Annotated in this window: 14 protein-coding genes and 1 tRNA gene; 9 read left to right on the forward strand and 6 right to left on the reverse strand. The window is 71.2% G+C overall.

The features are described from left to right. Positions 1 to 126: 126 nt before the first annotated feature. Positions 127 to 675, forward strand: coding sequence for a GNAT family N-acetyltransferase (locus ACRQ4C_RS13620; protein ID WP_439689025.1), 549 nt, complete (start codon positions 127 to 129; stop codon positions 673 to 675). Here the strand turns inward: ACRQ4C_RS13620 and ACRQ4C_RS13625 are convergent. The 3 genes from ACRQ4C_RS13625 to ACRQ4C_RS13635 are packed head-to-tail and all read right to left on the reverse strand — an operon-like array spanning position 603 to position 2533. Beyond that, positions 603 to 1403 carry a potassium channel family protein gene (locus ACRQ4C_RS13625; protein WP_439689026.1) on the reverse strand — a complete coding sequence of 267 codons (801 nt, stop codon included), beginning with the start codon at positions 1401 to 1403 and terminating at the stop codon, positions 603 to 605. The two genes, ACRQ4C_RS13620 and ACRQ4C_RS13625, sit on opposite strands and share 73 nt — an antisense overlap. Positions 1404 to 1412: 9 nt before the next feature. Then, on the reverse strand, positions 1413 to 1913 hold the full coding sequence (locus ACRQ4C_RS13630) for an AAA family ATPase (RefSeq protein WP_439689027.1): 501 nt from the start codon (positions 1911 to 1913) through the stop codon (positions 1413 to 1415). Further along, positions 1910 to 2533 (reverse strand): class I SAM-dependent methyltransferase, encoded by a 624-nt coding sequence (locus ACRQ4C_RS13635; RefSeq protein WP_439689028.1) that lies wholly within the window; start codon positions 2531 to 2533, stop codon positions 1910 to 1912. The genes ACRQ4C_RS13630 and ACRQ4C_RS13635 overlap by 4 nt, the downstream gene beginning before the upstream one ends. A 155-nt stretch (positions 2534 to 2688) precedes the next feature. On the opposite strand from ACRQ4C_RS13635, the gene ACRQ4C_RS13640 reads away from it, so the two are divergent. From ACRQ4C_RS13640 to ACRQ4C_RS13660, 5 genes are all read left to right on the forward strand, one after another. After that, positions 2689 to 3327 (forward strand): TetR family transcriptional regulator, encoded by a 639-nt coding sequence (locus ACRQ4C_RS13640; protein WP_439689029.1) that lies wholly within the window; start codon positions 2689 to 2691, stop codon positions 3325 to 3327. Positions 3328 to 3402: 75 nt separating this feature from the next. After that, entirely contained in the window at positions 3403 to 6120 is a 2718-nt protein-coding gene (locus tag ACRQ4C_RS13645; RefSeq protein WP_439689030.1) for an MMPL family transporter, read from the forward strand. Between the two features lie 131 nt (positions 6121 to 6251). Continuing rightward, positions 6252 to 6695 (forward strand): MarR family winged helix-turn-helix transcriptional regulator, encoded by a 444-nt coding sequence (locus ACRQ4C_RS13650; protein WP_290130946.1) that lies wholly within the window; start codon positions 6252 to 6254, stop codon positions 6693 to 6695. A gap of 60 nt (positions 6696 to 6755) precedes the next feature. Continuing rightward, complete coding sequence (locus ACRQ4C_RS13655; RefSeq protein WP_290130945.1) at positions 6756 to 6968, forward strand: hypothetical protein; 213 nt, start codon at positions 6756 to 6758, stop codon at positions 6966 to 6968. A gap of 52 nt (positions 6969 to 7020) precedes the next feature. Then, positions 7021 to 8115 (forward strand): alkene reductase, encoded by a 1095-nt coding sequence (locus tag ACRQ4C_RS13660; RefSeq protein ID WP_439689031.1) that lies wholly within the window; start codon positions 7021 to 7023, stop codon positions 8113 to 8115. 344 nt (positions 8116 to 8459) lie between these two features. Here ACRQ4C_RS13660 and ACRQ4C_RS13665 read toward each other — a convergent pair. The 3 genes from ACRQ4C_RS13665 to ACRQ4C_RS13675 form a co-directional block, all read right to left on the reverse strand. Then, positions 8460 to 8532 (reverse strand) — tRNA-Arg (locus tag ACRQ4C_RS13665). Positions 8533 to 8634: 102 nt separating this feature from the next. After that, positions 8635 to 9411: a dienelactone hydrolase family protein gene (locus ACRQ4C_RS13670; protein ID WP_439689032.1), complete on the reverse strand. Its 777-nt coding sequence runs from the start codon at positions 9409 to 9411 to the stop codon at positions 8635 to 8637. A gap of 118 nt (positions 9412 to 9529) precedes the next feature. Continuing rightward, positions 9530 to 10954: a glucose-6-phosphate dehydrogenase gene (locus tag ACRQ4C_RS13675; RefSeq protein ID WP_439689033.1), complete on the reverse strand. Its 1425-nt coding sequence runs from the start codon at positions 10952 to 10954 to the stop codon at positions 9530 to 9532. A 138-nt stretch (positions 10955 to 11092) separates the two neighbouring features. Here ACRQ4C_RS13675 and ACRQ4C_RS13680 point away from each other — a divergent pair, with 138 nt between their 5' ends. From ACRQ4C_RS13680 to ACRQ4C_RS13690, 3 genes are all read left to right on the forward strand, one after another. Further along, on the forward strand, positions 11093 to 12247 hold the full coding sequence (locus ACRQ4C_RS13680; protein ID WP_439689034.1) for a Gfo/Idh/MocA family protein: 1155 nt from the start codon (positions 11093 to 11095) through the stop codon (positions 12245 to 12247). Between the two features lie 105 nt (positions 12248 to 12352). Continuing rightward, positions 12353 to 14167: a thiamine pyrophosphate-requiring protein gene (locus ACRQ4C_RS13685; protein ID WP_439689035.1), complete on the forward strand. Its 1815-nt coding sequence runs from the start codon at positions 12353 to 12355 to the stop codon at positions 14165 to 14167. A 92-nt stretch (positions 14168 to 14259) separates the two neighbouring features. Beyond that, positions 14260 to 16581, forward strand: coding sequence for a 5'-nucleotidase C-terminal domain-containing protein (locus tag ACRQ4C_RS13690; RefSeq protein ID WP_439689036.1), 2322 nt, complete (start codon positions 14260 to 14262; stop codon positions 16579 to 16581). Positions 16582 to 16615: the final 34 nt, after the last annotated feature.

Genomic DNA, 16615 nt, shown 5'->3' on the forward strand with positions numbered 1-16615 from the left:
CTGCTCCTGTACTGCCCTGTCACCATCAGGTTCACGCACGGAACGAATCGGCGCCTCCCTTCGCAGGGTCCACGGCGGCAAGCCGCACGGGCGTGCGGGAAACCGAGCGCTGGTACCGTGGCCCGCATGGCCGTCCGACTCACCCGTCTCGACCCCACCGGCGCCGATCGGGAGGCCCTGATCGACTTCCTCACGACCGAGGAGTTCCCCTTCCACGTGCGGCGCCGCATCGACCGCGCGGACGCCGAGTGCGGCATCGACGCGGGTGCGTGGCGCGACGACGAGCACGACTCGTTCTGGGTCGACTCGGACGAGCGGGGCCGCGTCGGGGTGCTCCGGCTGGAGGACCTCGAGGACCCGGTACCGCTCTTCGACCTGCGGATCGCGGGTGCGCACCGCGGGCAGGGGTTCGGCGTGCAGGCGCTCCGCGCGGCGACCGACCACGTGTTCCGCACGCTGCCCGAGGTCACCCGGTTCGAGGGGCAGACCCGCGAGGACAACACCGCCATGCGTCGGACGTTCCTCCGCGCGGGGTGGGTCAAGGAGGCGCACTACCGGGAGGGGTGGCCGGTGCCGGGCGGCGAACCGCTCGCGTCGATCGGCTACGGCGTGCTGCGGCGCGACTGGGCGTCCGGCACCACGACCCCGGTCCCCTGGGACGACGAGCCGGCCTGACCGCCGGACCCTGCCATGCCTCCGCGCGCGAGCTCGTCGCGGAGTGCTCGGATCTCCGCGGTGAGCTCGCGGAGTTCGCGTCGGGTCGCGGTCTGCGCTTCCTCGTTGCGACGGCCGACCTGATCGATGATCCAGCTCGCGATCGTCGCCGTCACCACTCCGAGGAGGGCGATCCCGCTGATCATCACGCCGGTGGCGATCAGACGACCCTCGACCGTGACCGGCGTGAGGTCGCCGTAGCCGACGGTCGTGATCGTCACGACCGACCACCACAGAGCGTCACCGAACGAGACGATGCTCGCTCCGGGGGCACGGTGTTCGACGTCGACCACCGCCAAGGCGGAGACGAACACGAGCAGGGTCGTGGTCGCGACCACGTACACGGTCACCCGCCCACGGACCGCCGTGCCGGTCGTGTGCTGGAGGACACGGAACAGCTGCACCAGCCGGAGCAGCCGCAGGGGTCGCAGGAACGGCAGCACGATGACGGCGAGGTCGAGCAGGTGCATGACGAACCACCGCCCGCGTCGCTCCGCCGTCGTGAGCATGACCAGGTAGTCGACGATGAACATCGCCCAGGTGACCCTGACGACCGTCTCGCACAGGACCCGCACGGCGCCTGACGGATCGGCGAGCACCTCGATCGCGTACGCGGCGAGGAACGCCAGCGCCGCCGCCGCGAGCGGCCACTGCGTCCACCGGACCCAGGTCGTCTGTCTGAGCTGCATGCACGAACGCTAGCCGGACGCCACCGTCGCCCAGCGCACCAGGTCGTCGAGCCCCGGGTGGTACTCGTTCGTCGTGTCGACCTCGAGCAGTGGGCAGCCGAGGTCGAGCGGCGGCACGGTCGCCGGCGCGTTCGCGAGCGCGCGGTCGTTCAACCGCGCCTCGTGACCCCGGGCGACGAACCGCTCGTGCCACGTCGGCGTCACGCAGTGGAGGTTCCGGATCGGCCACCGGCCGCCGAGGACGTCGCGGACCTCCGCCTCGGACTGCCCGCGGTACAACGTCGCCTCCGCGATGACGCTGGACCCCGCCCGGGCGTACGCCGCCGTCACGCTCCAGAACGCGGCGACACCGAGCGGTACGACCTCGTCGCGGTCCACGTCGCCCGCCGCCGTGATCCCGGCGTAGAGCTCGTCGCGGTGCACCTGCGGCCAACCGAGCTGCGCGGCGAGCGCCGTCGCGAGCGTCGTCTTGCCGCTCCCGGGTGCGCCGCTCACGAGCAGGATCGTCACGGCGCTCCCCAAACGACGACGCTCCGCCAGAAGAGTCCCGGCCACACCCGGGCGTCGGGCAGGTGTCGCCGGGCGGACGACCGCAGTTCCCGGTGGGAAAGGGTCGGCGCGACCGTCGGTGCGGTCATGTGCTCCGGAGCGCGATCGGTCCCGAGCGGGTGCCGCACGAACCCCACGATCGGGTTGGCCACGAGCGAGAAGACCTCGCGGGGCAGGTCACCCCACGTCGAGCGAGTGGGGGCGATCGCGACGAGTCGCCCGCCGGGGCGGACGAGCGCGCGCAGCCGTGGGAGCGCGTCGTCGGCGTCGAGGTGGTGGAGCGAAGCCACGAGGACGACGAGGTCGACCGGCTCGGCGGGCAGCTCCGCGGTGATCCGCGCGCCGCTGCGCGCGGCGAGTCGCGCCATCCGTGGGTCCGGCTCGACACCGGCCGCGTCCGGGAGCACGCGACGGAGCCGGGCGAGCAGCAGCCCGGCTCCGCAGCCCACGTCGAGGACACTGCTCCCCCCGCGCCGCCGGAGCGCGCGGGCATGGGCGACGACGAACCACGAGTAGGCCGCGTTGTGCGACCAGGGGTGTCGCGCGTTCCAGCGGTCGAGGGTGGCCGACAGCGGGTGCATGGTGACCAACCTAGGGACGGGAGGCCGGTGGCGGCGCCGCCACGGGCCTCCCGTCCGTCCTTCGATCGCGTGAGCGATGCGCGTCGGGGGACGAATCTGAGCATGCACTCGGAGTCGTTGCACCCAGTGCATCGATGCACCTAGTGTTCACAGACGTGACCCTCGCACCCGACCGCCGTGCCGCCCTCAAGGCGAAGCACCGTGCAGCGATCCTGCAGGCCGCACGCGACCTCATCGCGGAGCAGGGCGGACGCGAGTTCGGGGTCGACGACCTCGCGGCGCGGGCCGACGTCGCGCGACGGACGGTCTTCAACCACTTCGCGTCCCTCGACGAGGTCCTCCTCACCGTCTGCGAAGAGGAGCTGTCGGTCATCATCGACCGCTTCCTGGCCGACATGGCGAAGACCCCGGTCGGCGACGGGTCGCGGTCATCGATGTTCGACGAGCTCGAGTCCGCCGCCCGCGGAGCCGACCTCGCGCCGGCGATCGCGAGCATGTACCGGATCCTCGGCGAACCCGGCAAGTCCGACCCGAAGGCCGCGGTGCTCACCCAGACCGCGTTCTCCCGGGTCACCGAACGACTGCGCGACGAGGTCACCCGCCGCCACCCGGCCGCGGACGAGCTCGACGCCGCGCTGCTCGTGGAGTCGCTCATGAGCGGCATCGTCGTGATCGCGGACCACTGGCTCACGCACACGGGCCCCTCGCTCGACCACGCATCCCTGGACGCGTGGGACGCGTTGCTGAGCAGACTCGTCCACAGCGTCCGCAGCGGCTACATGCCCACCGACTGATCGTCACCCCCAGGGGTCCACCGGCGCACCCCGTCACCACACAGCACGCACAACGAAAGGAACGGGGCTCTCCGCATGGCCGGTCTCCTCTACCGACTCGGGCGCTTCTCCGCCCGCAGGCACTGGCTCGTGATCATCGCGTGGATCGTGATCATGGGCATCGCCGGGCTCACCTACAGCCTGTTCGCCGGCTCGATCTCGTCCTCGATCTCGATCCCGAACACCAAGACCAGCCAGGTGCAGGACGAGCTCGCGGACAAGTTCCCCTCCGCGAACGGCGGTACCGGCACGCTCGTCTTCACGACCACGAACGGCAAGGCGTTCACGGACGACCAGAAGACCGAGGTCAAGGACTTCCTCGACGGGCTGAAGAGCGAGGACGGCGTCAAGGACGTCACCGACGGCTTCACGACGCAGCAGCAGCTCGACGACCAGCGGCAGAAGATCGTCGACGGCCGCGAGCAGATCAGCGACGGCCGGAAGCAGATCTCCGACGGCCGGAAGCAGATCGAGGACGGCCAGGACCAGCTCGACGCGCAGAAGTCGCAGCTCGAGTCGGGCAAGACGAAGATCGAGCAGGCGCAGCAGCAGCTCGACGCGCAGAAGGCCCAGGCCGAGGCCGCCGGTGCCGCCGCCTCCGCAGCCGCGCAGGCACAGCTGCAGCAGGCCCAGGCGCAGATCGACGCGCAGCAGCAGCAGATCACCGCGGGTCAGCAGCAGATCACGGCAGCCCAGCAGCAGATCGACGAGAACACGAAGAAGCTCGACGAGAACGAGCAGAAGCTGGACGACAGCGAGCAGGAGCTCGAGCAGGGGTCGAAGCTCCTCGACCTGTCGAAGGACATCCGGTTCGTGTCCTCGAACGACTCCGCCGCGATCGGCACCGTGCAGTTCACGAAGTCGACCTACGAGGTGCCGCAGAGCACGAAGCAGGCCATCTCGGACAAGGCCGAGGCGGCGAAGATCAGCGGCGTCGACGTGTACGTGTCGAACGACATCGCGCAGGGCGTGCCGTCGATCCTCGGTCCGGGCGAGATCATCGGCGTGATCATCGCCGCACTCGTGCTGTTCCTCATGCTCCGCACGGTGATCGGCGCCGCGATCCCGCTCGTCTCCGCGGTGCTCGGCGTCGGCGTCGCGTCCCTCGCGGCGCTGTCGTTCTCGAGCCTCGTCGAGTTCATCTCGGTCACGCCGGTCCTGGGGGTGATGCTGGGCCTGGCGGTCGGCATCGACTACTCGCTCTTCATCCTCAACCGACACCGCACGCAGTTGAAGGCCGGCATGGGCGTGCACGAGTCGATCGGCCTCGCGAACGGGACCTCCGGCAACGCGGTCGTCTTCGCCGGCACGACGGTCATCGTGGCCCTGCTCGCGCTGAACATCACGGGCATCCCGTTCCTCGGGCTGATGGGCACGGTCGGCGCCGTCGCGGTGCTGTTCGCGATCCTCATCGCGACGTCGTTCACCCCGGCGCTGCTCTCGCTGCTCGGCATGCGCATCCTGCGCCGCAAGGAGCGCGAGCGGATCGGCAACACGGACTCGATCCGGGTGCCGAACAAGCCGATGTCGACCTGGCGCGCCGTCATCACGCTCGTCGCCGGCGTCGCCGTGCTCGGCACCATCGCCCTGCCCGCGACGCAGATGCGACTCGGCCTGCCCACGGGTGCGTCCGAGGACGTCGAGTCGTCGCAGTACCAGGCCTACAAGACCCTGTCGGACGAGTTCGGCGCCGGTCAGAACGGTCCACTGCTCGTCGTGGCGAACCTGCCGAAGGCGGTCAGCAAGGACGACGTCACCGCGACCGAGGTCACCATCGGCCAGGCCCTGGCGAAGAACGACGACGTCGAGGCCGTGCTCCCGATCGGTGCGTCGGAGGACCGCGACATCATCGCGTTCCAGGTGAAGCCAGCCGGCGGCCCCGACAGTGTCTCGACCGAGACGCTCGTGAAGGACCTGCGCGAGCAGCAGGTGAGCGTCGACGACGGGAAGGCCACGCTCGGCGTCGCGGGCAACGCCTCCGCGAACATCGACGTGTCCGAGAAGCTCTCGAACGTGCTGCCGCTCTACCTCGCGGTCGTCGTCGGGCTGTCGCTCATCATCCTGATCATCGTGTTCCGGTCGTTCCTCGTGCCGATCACCGCGACGGCCGGGTTCATCCTGTCCGTGCTCGCGTCGTTCGGTGGCCTGACCGCGATCTACCAGTTCGGCTGGCTCGGCTCCGTGTTCGGCGTGCACGACCCGGCGCCGATCCTGAGCTTCCTGCCGATCATCGAGATCGGGATCCTGTTCGGGCTCGCGATGGACTACCAGCTGTTCCTCGTGTCGGGCATGCGCGAAGCGTACGCCCACGGCGCATCGGCGAAGGTCGCGGTCCAGCGGGGCCTGCACGCCGGACGGGCCGTGGTCACGGCGGCGGCGATCATCATGATCTCCGTCTTCGCGGGCTTCATCTTCTCCGACTCGTCGACGATCAAGCCGATCGGCTTCGGGCTCGCCTTCGGTGTGCTGCTCGACGCGTTCGTGGTGCGGATGCTGCTCATCCCCGCGGTCATGCACCTGCTCGGACGCAGCGCCTGGTGGATCCCGAAGTGGCTCGACCGCATCCTGCCGGACGTGGACGTCGAGGGCGCCAAGCTCGAACGCGCCCACCCGAGCGGCGGGCACGGCGAGCAGTCGTCCGACGCCGGGTTCGCCCGGCGAGGCGGCGACGCCGAGCACCACGGCGCGCACGCCGCGGCGGCCGAGCCGGACGCGAATCCGCACGAGGGCCACACGCCGACGCACCGCGCGTAGCGCTCCGCGGTGACGCAACCGCCTGGAGGCGCGGTGCCGGTCCCCGAGACCGGCACCGCGCCTCCAGTGCGTCGCCCGTCGCGCAGCGTCCGCGAACCCGGTCGTTCGTGCACGAAGCGTAGGGTGGGGGCATGACCGAGACCGACGTGGACCCGCTCGCCCTCGACCGGCAGCTCTGCTTCGCCCTCGCCGCGACGAGTCGGAGCGTCATCGGTCTGTACCGCGATCTCCTCGAGCCGATGGGGCTCACCCACCCGCAGTACCTCGTGATGCTCGCGCTGTGGGAGCGCGATCCGCGGTCCGTGCGGGAGATCGCCCGCGAACTCCGCCTCGACTCCGCGACACTCAGCCCGCTGCTCAAGCGACTGGAAGCCTCCGGGTACCTCAAGCGTGCTCGCAGCACCGCCGACGAACGCCAGCTCGAGGTCTCCCTGACGACGGCAGGCCGAGCGCTCCGCGACCGTGCCGAGGCGGTGCCGCTCGCCGTGGCCGACCGACTGGGATGGCCGCCCGCCCGGCTCGAGGCCCTCAAGGACGACCTGACCGAACTGCTGGAACGGGTCGACGACATCTGACCCTGGCGCGCCGCAACGCTTCGTGGCAGAATCATTCGTGCACGAACGAAAGGAAGGGCGATGGGTCGCTTCGGCCGCTGGTACGAGAAGTGGAACACCACGCTCATCGAGAAGATGGGCCCGTCGCAGATCGGCGCCGGCCACCCCGAGGGCGTCGACGACCGGACGGTCGACCGCCCCTGCCCCATCTGCGGGCAGCCCCTGTCGCTGCACCAGGTGATCCGACCCGAGGGTCAGGTGCGCTCGTCGACGCTTGTGTGCCCCGGTCGCTGACGATCCGCTCAGAAGAGGAATTGCACCCGACAACACGTGGTTCAACGGACACGTGAAGCTCTTCGAACCCGCCGACTTCGGCGCACTGCACCTCCGCAACCGGATCGTCATGGCACCGCTCACGCGCACCCGCGCCGGCGCCCAGGGCATCCCGAACGACCTGCTCGTCGAGCACTACCGCCAGCGGGCCGGCCTCGGCATGATCATCACCGAGGGCACCTGGCCCGTGCAGGAGGGCCGCTCCTACCCCGGGCAGCCCGGCATCGAGACCGACGAGCAGATCGCCGGGTGGCGCCGCGTGACGGACGCCGTGCACGCCGAGGGCGGCACCATCGTCATGCAGCTCATGCACGGCGGCCGGGTCTCCCACACGTCGATCTCCGAGACGCCGCGCATCGTCGGTCCGAGCGCGATCGCCGCCCCCGGGCAGACGCACCTCGCCGACGGCAGCAAGGCCGACATGCCGGTCCCGCACGAGCTGACCACCGACGAGGTCCGCGAAGCCGTCCAGGGCTTCGTGCAGGCCGCGCGCAACGCCATCGCCGCCGGCCTCGACGGCGTCGAGGTCCACGGCGCCAACGGCTACCTCGTGCACGAGTTCCTGTCCCCCGTGTCGAACACCCGCACCGACGAGTACGGCGGCTCCCCCGAGAACCGCGCGCGCTTCGCCGTCGAGGTCACCACCGCCATCGCCGAGGCCGTCGGCGCCGACCGCGTCGGGATCCGCCTCTCCCCGCAGCACAACATCCAGGGTGTGCTCGAGGAGGACGACACCGACGTCCTCGCCACCTACACCGCGGTGGCGGAGGGCCTGGCGCCGCTCGGGCTCGCGTTCATCGACGTCCTCCAGGCGGAGATCGCGTCGGACCTCGTGCAGACCATCCGCCGCACCGCCGGAGCGCCGTTCATCGCGAACTCGGGCTTCTCGTCGGTGACCACCCGTGACGAGGCGATCGCGCTGCTCGACTCCGAGCACGTCGACGCCGTGGCGGTCGGTCGTCCGGCGATCGCGAACCCGGACCTCGCGCTCCGCTGGGAGCAGGACGAGGAGCTCAACGAGCCGCGTCCGGAGCTGTTCTACGGCGCCACGGCCGAGGGCTACACCGATTACCCGACGCTCGCCGAGTCGCGCGTGCAAATCGCGTAGTCGACGTGAGCGACTGACGGACGGAAGGCGCGGTGCCGGCTGGCACCGCGCCTCCCGTCCGCCTCGGGGGTGCATTCACTGCGCGCCGTCGCGGAACGACGCCGCCGCTGTCGTGCGACAGCGGCGGCGTCGTTGCCCGCACGCGCGGCCAGGGCGACCGCGAGACGAGCGACATCGTGGTCGTCGTTCGACAGCGGTCGACCCAACGACGACGGACTGCAGCCGTGGCGGCGAGAGCCACCCCACCCCGGGAGCAGAAGACGCGGGAACAGAAGACGCGGGAACAGAAGACGCCCCCGGTTCCGATGGAACCGGGGGCGTCATCCCTGCTGTCTCAAACAGTGTGCGCTCGAAGGGACTCGAACCCCCAACCTTCTGATCCGTAGTCAGATGCTCTATCCATTGAGCTACGAGCGCGTGGCGTTTGCGGCCGTGGAAGACTCTACAACAGGTGCGGGCCACGCGCCAATCGAGGCCCTTCGGACCGGCCGCTCGGCGTGTCGCGCCATCGCCGACGGCCTAGGCCTCCTCGTCGAACACCTCAGCGAGGAACGTCTGCAACGCCTGCCACGACCGCCGGTCCGCCGTCGCCTGGTACTGCGCGCCGTGGTCGGGAGCGTCCGTGCCCGGGACGGCGAACGCGTGCATCGCGCCCGAGTAGGTGACGACCTGCCAGTCGACCTCGGGCGCCGCACGCATCTCGTCCTGCCACTCGTGCACCTTCTCGTCGGGGACGACCGGGTCGGAACCACCGGTGAGCACCAGGAGCTTCGCCCGGATCTGGTGCGCGTCGGACGGCTCGTGGGCGATCAGACCGCCGTGGAACGACACCGCGCCGACGAGGTCCGCTCCGGTGCGGGCGAGCTCGAGGGCCGTCGACCCGCCGAAGCAGTAGCCCATGACGGCGATGCGGGTGTGGTCGACGTCGGGGTCGCGGCGGAGCTGCTCGAACCCGGCGAGTGCACGGGCCCGGAGCAGCGGGAGGTCCTGGTAGTACGAGCCGGCGACCTGGCCGGCCGTGTCGTCACCGGGTCGGACGTCGGCGCCGTAGATGTCGGCGCCGAACGCGACGTACCCGAGACGCGCGAGCATCGTCACGCGGGCGTGCACGTGCTCGTTGACGCCGTGCCAGTCGTGCACGACGAGCACGGCGGGACGCGGGCCCGCGATGGCGTGGTCCTTCGCGAGCACGCCCTCGAGGACGGTGCCCTCGTGGTCGTAGCGCACGGTCTCGACGCGCACGTCGGCGCCGGCGGGGTCGGGGACGGTCTGCAGGATGTCGTCGATGGTGGTCACGAGCCGACGCTACGCCCGCTGACCGGGCGGCCGCCCCGCGCATGTGCGTGGTGACCGGACGACGGACGGGAGGCACGTGGCGGCGCCGCCACGTGCCTCCCGTCCGGTGGTCGGCCGCTCAGGCGTCGATGTTGTCCCAGCCGTCCGGTCCCTCGGACCCGGCGGCGTAGTCGTCGAGCGGCGTCTTCCCGGCGCGCCAGGCCTCGAGGAACGGCTCGACGACCTTCCAGCCCTGCACGGCGCTGTCCCCGCGGACGGAGAGCGTGGCGTCGCCCTCGAGGACCCCGGCGAGCACCTCGCCGTAGGCACTCAGTCGGCCGGGGTTGAAGGTCACCGACAGCGCGGTGTGGTCGATCGTGTACGGGTCGCCGGGGCCGTTCACGTTGAGTTCGAGCTGCATCTCGTCCGGGGCGATCCAGATGCGGAGCCGGTCGGGCCGCTCGGCACCGGTCAGCCCGTTCGGCACGTGCGGCGAGTCCTTGAACGTGATGACGATCTCGCGACGCTGCTGCCCGAGCGCCTTGCCCGACCGGAGCGTGATCGGGACGCCGGCCCAGCGCCAGTTCGCGACCTCGAGGGTGAGCTGCGCGAGCGTCTCGGTGCCGAGCGAGGGGTCCACACCGTCCTCGTCGACGTAGCTCGGGAGCTTCCGGTCGCCGACCGTGCCGGCCGTGTAGCGCGCCCGCTTGCCCGCCGCGACGACGTCGCCACCCCAGGGTCGGACGGCGCGCAGCACGAGTTCCTTCTGCGTGCGGAGGTCGTCGGCGTCGATCGACGCGGGTGCCTCCATCGCGACGACGGCCATCACCTGGAGCAGGTGGCTCTGGATCATGTCGACGAGGGCGCCGGCCTTGTCGTAGTAGCGAGCACGTCCCTCGAGTCCGAGCGTCTCGTCGTAGACGATGTCGATGCGCTCGACGTGCTGGGACGACAGCAGCGGCTCGACGATGCGGTTGGCGAAGCGCAGGCCGAGCAGGTTGAGCACGGTGGAGCGGCCGAGGAAGTGGTCGACGCGGTGGATGCGCTCCTCGGGCAGGAACCCGTGCAGCACGTCGTTGAGGTGCTCGGCGCTCGCGGCGTCGGTGCCGAACGGCTTCTCGAGCGCGAAGCGGGTGCCCTTCGGGAGCTCGAGCCCGGCGAGGACCTCGCAGCTCTTCTCGGTGACGGCCGGGGGCAGGGCGAAGTAGACGGCCGGGTCGTGGTGGCAGTCCGCGAGGAGGGCCTTCAGGTCGTCCGCGCTGGTCACGTCGGACTTGCGGTAGCTCGACGCCTCGACGACGGCGCGGAGCCGGCCGCTCAGTCGCTCGGAGCCGTCGTGCGCGCCCTCGTCCTCCTCGTTCTTCGACGCCTGTGCGTTCTCGAACGCGTCGTGCACGAGACGCTTCCAGTCGTCGTCCGACAGGTCCTCCGTGCCGGCTCCGACGAGCTGCACGTCCCAGTCCTCCTTCACCTCCAACAGGGTGGCGAGACCGGGGAGCAGCAGCCGCTTGGAGAGGTCGCCGCTGGCACCGAGGATGAGCAGGGTGGTCTGGAGGCTCGACATGCCCCAGAACGTACTCACGAGTCCTGCAGGTGGCCGGGTCCGGACCCGTCCCGTCGGGCTGCGCGCCGCGCACACCACCGGCGGGCGTGCGCCCGGTCGCGCCGCTACGGTGGGGGCAGTCCGGCGCGAGGGAGCACCATGAGCAGTGAGCACGACGGGCGGCGCCTCCGCGTCGCGGTGATCGGCACGGGCATGATCGCGGGCGTGCACGTCCGCGCGGCGTCGGCCGCGGGTGCCGAGGTCCTCGGGGTCCTCGGACGCACCCCGGACCGGTCCGCCCAGGTCGCCGAGCAGCTCGGGCTCCCCCGTGGGTACGAGTCGCTCGACGAGGTCATCGCGGACGCTCCCGACGTCGTGCACGTGTGCACCCCGAACGGCCAGCACCACCCGCAGTCCCTCGCGGTGATCCGCGCCGGCATCCACGTCGTCTGCGAGAAGCCGCTCGCGCTCGACCCCGAGCAGGCCGACGAGCTCGTCGCCGCGGCGGCGGAGGCCGGTGTCGTCGCCACCGTCCCGTTCGTGTACCGGTACCACCCGGTCGTGCGGGAGATCCGCGCCCGTGTGGCCGAGGGCGAGCTCGGTCGACTGCTCGCCGTGCACGGGCACTACCTGCAGGACTGGATGCTCGACGAGGACGCCTCCTCGTGGCGGGTCGACCCGTCCTCGAGCGGTGCATCGCGGGCGTTCGCCGACATCGGCTCGCACTGGTGCGACCTCGTCGAGTTCGTCACCGGCCAGCGCTTCGTCGAGGTCTCGGCCGCCACCGACGTCGTCTACCCGACCCGACCCGCGGCGTCCGGCCCGTCGTTCTCCGGATCCCCCGACCCGGACCCGCTCGCGGACGCCAGCCAGCGCGCCGACGTCACGACGGAGGACACCGCGGTCGCCACGTTCCGCACCGGTGCCGGCCGCATCGGGAACGTCGTCATCTCGCAGGTCTCCGCCGGCCGCAAGAACCGGCTCTGGTTCGAGGTGGACGGCACCCTCGGGTCGGCCGCCTTCGACCAGGAGCAGCCGGAGTCGGCCTGGTTCGGCACCGAGCGCGGCGCCCAGATCATCGTGCGCGACCCCACGCAGGGCACCCCGGACCAGCGTCGCCTCGCGGTCGTGCCGGCCGGCCACCCGCAGGGCTACCTCGACGCGTTCACGGCGTTCGTCGCCGACACCTACGACGCCGTCCGTGGCGGGTCCCCCGAGGGACTCCCGACCTTCGCGGACGGCGCGCGCGCCGCGGCGATCATCGGGGCGGTCCTCGACAGTGCGCGCGACCGCGCCTGGCACGCGATCGGCTGAGCGCTCCGCGCCCGACTGGAGGCCCGCATCACGTGACCGGCGTCGGTCACGTGGTCCGGGCCTCCAGTCTGAACGCGTACAGCCTGCGGGATGCACGCTGGTCGCATGGGCACCACCGTGAGCGACTTCGTCATCGACCGCATCAAGTCCTGGGGCGTGTCCCGGGTGTTCGGCTACCCCGGGGACGGCATCGGCGCGTTCGACGGAGCACTCGGCAAGGCGGACGGCAGCGAGCGTGCCCTCGAGTACGTGCGGCCGACGCACGAGGAGATCGCCGCGCTCATGGCGACCGCGCACGCGAAGTTCACCGGCGAGGTCGGCGTGTGCGTCGCGACGTCCAGCCCCGGAGCGTTCCACATGCTCAACGGCCTCTACGACGCGCAGATGGACAACCAGCCGGTCGTCGCGATCGTCGGCCAGCAGGGCCTGGCGTCGATCGGGTCGTTCACGCAGCAGGAGTCGAACCTCGAGCGGGTGTTCGCCGACGTCGCGTGCTACGTCGAGACCGTCGCCTCGCCGGACGCTGCGGGGGTCGTGATCGACACCGCGTTCCGCACCGCGATGCTCCGGAAGCAGCCCGCCGTCGTGGTCCTCCCCCACGACGTCCAGGCGATGGCGTGGGAGGAGCCCGCGGCCGAGCACTGGGTGTCCCGGTCGAGCGATGTCCCCGCCTCCACCCGCATCACCCCGTCGGCCGAGGACGTCCGGCGGTTCGCGGAGATCCTCAACGCCGGCGAGAAGATCACCTTCCTCGTCGGGGCCGGTGCCCGCGGTGCGACCGACCAGGTCCTCGCCGCCGCGGAGAAGACCGGCGCCGGCATCATCACCGCCCTCCGCGGCAAGGACGTCGTGCCGTCGGACGTGCCGTACCACACGCAGCAGGTCGGGCTCCTGGGGTCGCGGCCGAGCCTGACGCAGATCAAGGAGTGCGACACGATCGTGCTCCTCGGCACGAACTACCCCTACGGCGAGTACCTGCCGGCGACCGGGCAGGCCCGCGGTGTGCAGGTGGACATCAAGCCCGAGCAGCTCGGCCTCCGCTACCCGACCGAGCTCAACCTCTGGGGCGACGTCGGCGCGACGCTCGACGCGGTCCTGCCGCTCCTCGAGCAGACCACGGACCGCTCGTGGCAGGAGCAGCTCGCCGACGAGATGCGGGAGTGGGAGGCCGAGATGGCCCGCCAGGCCGAGGTCTCCTACAGCGACGGCGTCAACCCGCGGCGGGTGATCAGCGCCGTGAACGAGCGCCTGCCCGAGGGCGTCACCGTCACGTGCGACGCCGGGACCACCGCGGACTGGTACGGACACCACATCCGCCTCCGCCGGGGCATGCACGGCGACATGTCCGGCCGGCTCGCAACCATGCTCGCCGCGATGCCGTACGCCGTGACCGCCAAGTTCGCGTTCCCGGACGCTCCGGCCGTGTGCACCATCGGCGACGGCGCGTTCCAGATGCTCGGCATGAACGAGCTCATCACCGTGAAGAAGTACATGGCGAGCTGGCCGAACCAGCAGCTCGTCATCGTGATCATGCACAACGACGACCTCGGGCAGGTCTCGTGGGAGATGCGCACCGAGGACGGCAACCCGATGTGGCGGGGCTCGCAGGACGTCGAGACGATGGACTACGCCGGCTACACCGAGCTCCTCGGGTTCACGGGCATCGCCGTGCACGACGACGCCGAGGTCGAGGCGGCCGTCGAGCGAGCGTTCGCGAACCCGGGCGTGACCGTGATCGACGCCTACGTCAGCCGGAGCGTGCCGCCGCTCCCGCCGCACATCACGGCGGAGTACGCGATCAACACGGCGAAGAGCCTGCTGAAGGGCGACCCGGTCGAGCTCGACGTCGTGAAGGACTCGGCGAAGGCCATGGCGGCGGAGGCCGTCGAGCGGGTGAAGGGCGCGCTCGGCCGCGACTGAGCGGGTCGCGGGTGTTGCTCGTGTGAACATCGTGTGACGCGTTCGGGGGGCGTCTGGCGTGTTGCCTGTGCGTCCTCCTAGGTTCGTCGCCGATGAACACTTCCCACCACTCCCGAACGCGTCGTGGGCGCCTGGTCGCGGGCGCTGCGCTCGCGACCGCCGGTGTCCTCGTCGCGCTGTCCGTGCCGTCCGTCGCCAGTGCTGCCGAGGGCGACACCACGATCGACCTGTACAACGTGAACGACTTCCACGGTCGGATCGCGCAGTCCATCTCACAGACGAACGGCGTCCCGACCCCCCGCGACGGCGACGCTGCCGGAGCGGCGACGTTGGCCGGCGCACTGGAACAGCTCCGCGGCGACGGCACGACCTCCGCGTTCGTCAGCTCCGGCGACAACATCGGCGGCTCGACGTTCGAGTCGTTCATCCAGGACGACCAGCCCACGATCGACGTGCTCAACCAGATGGACCTCTCCGTCAGCGCGATCGGCAACCACGAGCTCGACAAGGGCCAGGACGACCTCCGCGACCGCGTGATCGGCGGCCAGGGCGAGGGCGTCCGTGCGGCGCAGTGGGACTACGTCTCCGCGAACATCCTCGACTCGGCCACGGGGAAGCCCGCGTTCCAGCCCTACTCGATCCAGGAGATCAGCGGCGAGCGCGTCGGCTTCATCGGCGCGACGGTGGACCTGATCGGCCAGGGCCTCGTCGCCCCGGACGGCATCGAGGGCCTCGAGATGGGCGACATCACGACCGAGGTCAACAAGGTCGCCGCGCAGCTCACCGACGGCGACCCGGCGAACGACGAGGCCGACGTGCTCGTGCTGCTCGTGCACGACGGCGCGGAGTCGTCGACGCCGGTCACGCCGACCTCCGACACCGACTTCTCGCGCGCGGTCTACGGCGTCACCCCGAAGGTCTCGGCGATCCTGTCCGCCCACACCCACCAGACGTACGCCTACTCGGTCGTCCCGACGGGCGGCACCGTCGCCCGCCCGGTGATCCAGACAGGCTCGTACGGCTTCAACCTCGGCCACGTGCGGCTCACGGTCGCCGCGGACGGCACCGTGACCCCGGCGGCACCCGAGAACCTGCGCCTGGTCGACGGGACCTACACGCCCGACCCCGCGGTCCAGGCCACCGTCGATGCCGCCGTCGCCGAGGCCGACCGGCTCGGCGCCGTCGAGCTCGGCACCGTCGACCGCGACCTCAAGCGCGCGGTGCAGACGGACGGCTCCGAGAACCGCGGCGGCGAATCGACGCTGGGCAACTTCGTCGCGGAGGTCCAGCGGAGCCAGACGCAGCGGCAGGGCTCGCAGATCGCGTTCATGAACCCGGGTGGCCTGCGCGCGGACGTTGCCTCGGGCGCGGTCACCTACAAGGAAGCCGCGGTCGTCCAGCCGTTCGCGAACACACTCGTCGTCCTCGACCTCACCGGCGATCAGATCCGGCAGGCGCTCGAACAGCAGTGGCAGCCGACGTCGGCCAGCCGCCCGTTCCTCAAGCTCGGCGCGTCCGAGGGCTTCGCCTACACGTACGACCCGGAGGCTGCGGCCGGCTCCCGCATCACCTCGATGACCCTCGACGGCGATCCCGTCGAGGCCACGCGCGCCTACAAGGTGACCGTGAACTCCTTCCTCGCGACGGGCGGCGACAACTTCGGCGCGTTCAAGGACGCCGCCGCGAAGCAGGACAGCGGCATGGTCGACCTCGAGGCACAGGTCCAGTACTTCCGGGCGAACCCGACGGTGGAGGTCCAGCAGGACCAGCGCGCCGTCGGGGTCCGGACGAACGAGCCCGAGGGCGGGTTCCAGCCCGGCGACGAGGTCCGGATCGACCTGTCCTCGCTCACCTTCAGCAACGCCACCGACCAGGCCGGCGAGGTCGCGGTGAGCGCCGACGGCGAAGAGCTCGACCGTGCCACGATCGACACGTCGGTCGTGGACACCACGGACGAGCAGGGGCGCGCGACGCTCGAGTTCACCGTCCCCGGCGGCGAGGCCGGCGTGGCGCGCTCGGCGCTGACGACGCGCGCCGCGGCCACGACCGACGAGCCGCTCGTCGTCACCCTGCCGAACGGGCAGACGATCACCCTCGCGGTGACGATCCCGGTCGCCGCCGAGACCGCGGACCCCGGTACCGACCCGACCGACCCCGCTGACCCGGGCACGACGCCCGGTGCGGGCAACGGCGGTGCCGTCGACGGCGGCGCGGGCACGGGTGTCGACACGGACGGCGACGGCACGGTCGACGTGATCGTCGCCGACGACGCCGACGGCGAGCTCGCCTTCACGGGCGCCGAGCTCACCGGTCCGGCGATCGCCGCCGGGCTGCTCCTCCTCGCCGGCATCGCCGGTCTGGTGGTCGCTCGACGACGACGCGCCCTGCGCGCCGGAGCGGTCACGACCGACTGACGGGCGACCGGATGACGGACTGGAGGCGCGGTGC

This window comes from Curtobacterium sp. SP.BCp (genome assembly GCF_051903255.1).
GTDB lineage: Bacteria > Actinomycetota > Actinomycetes > Actinomycetales > Microbacteriaceae > Curtobacterium.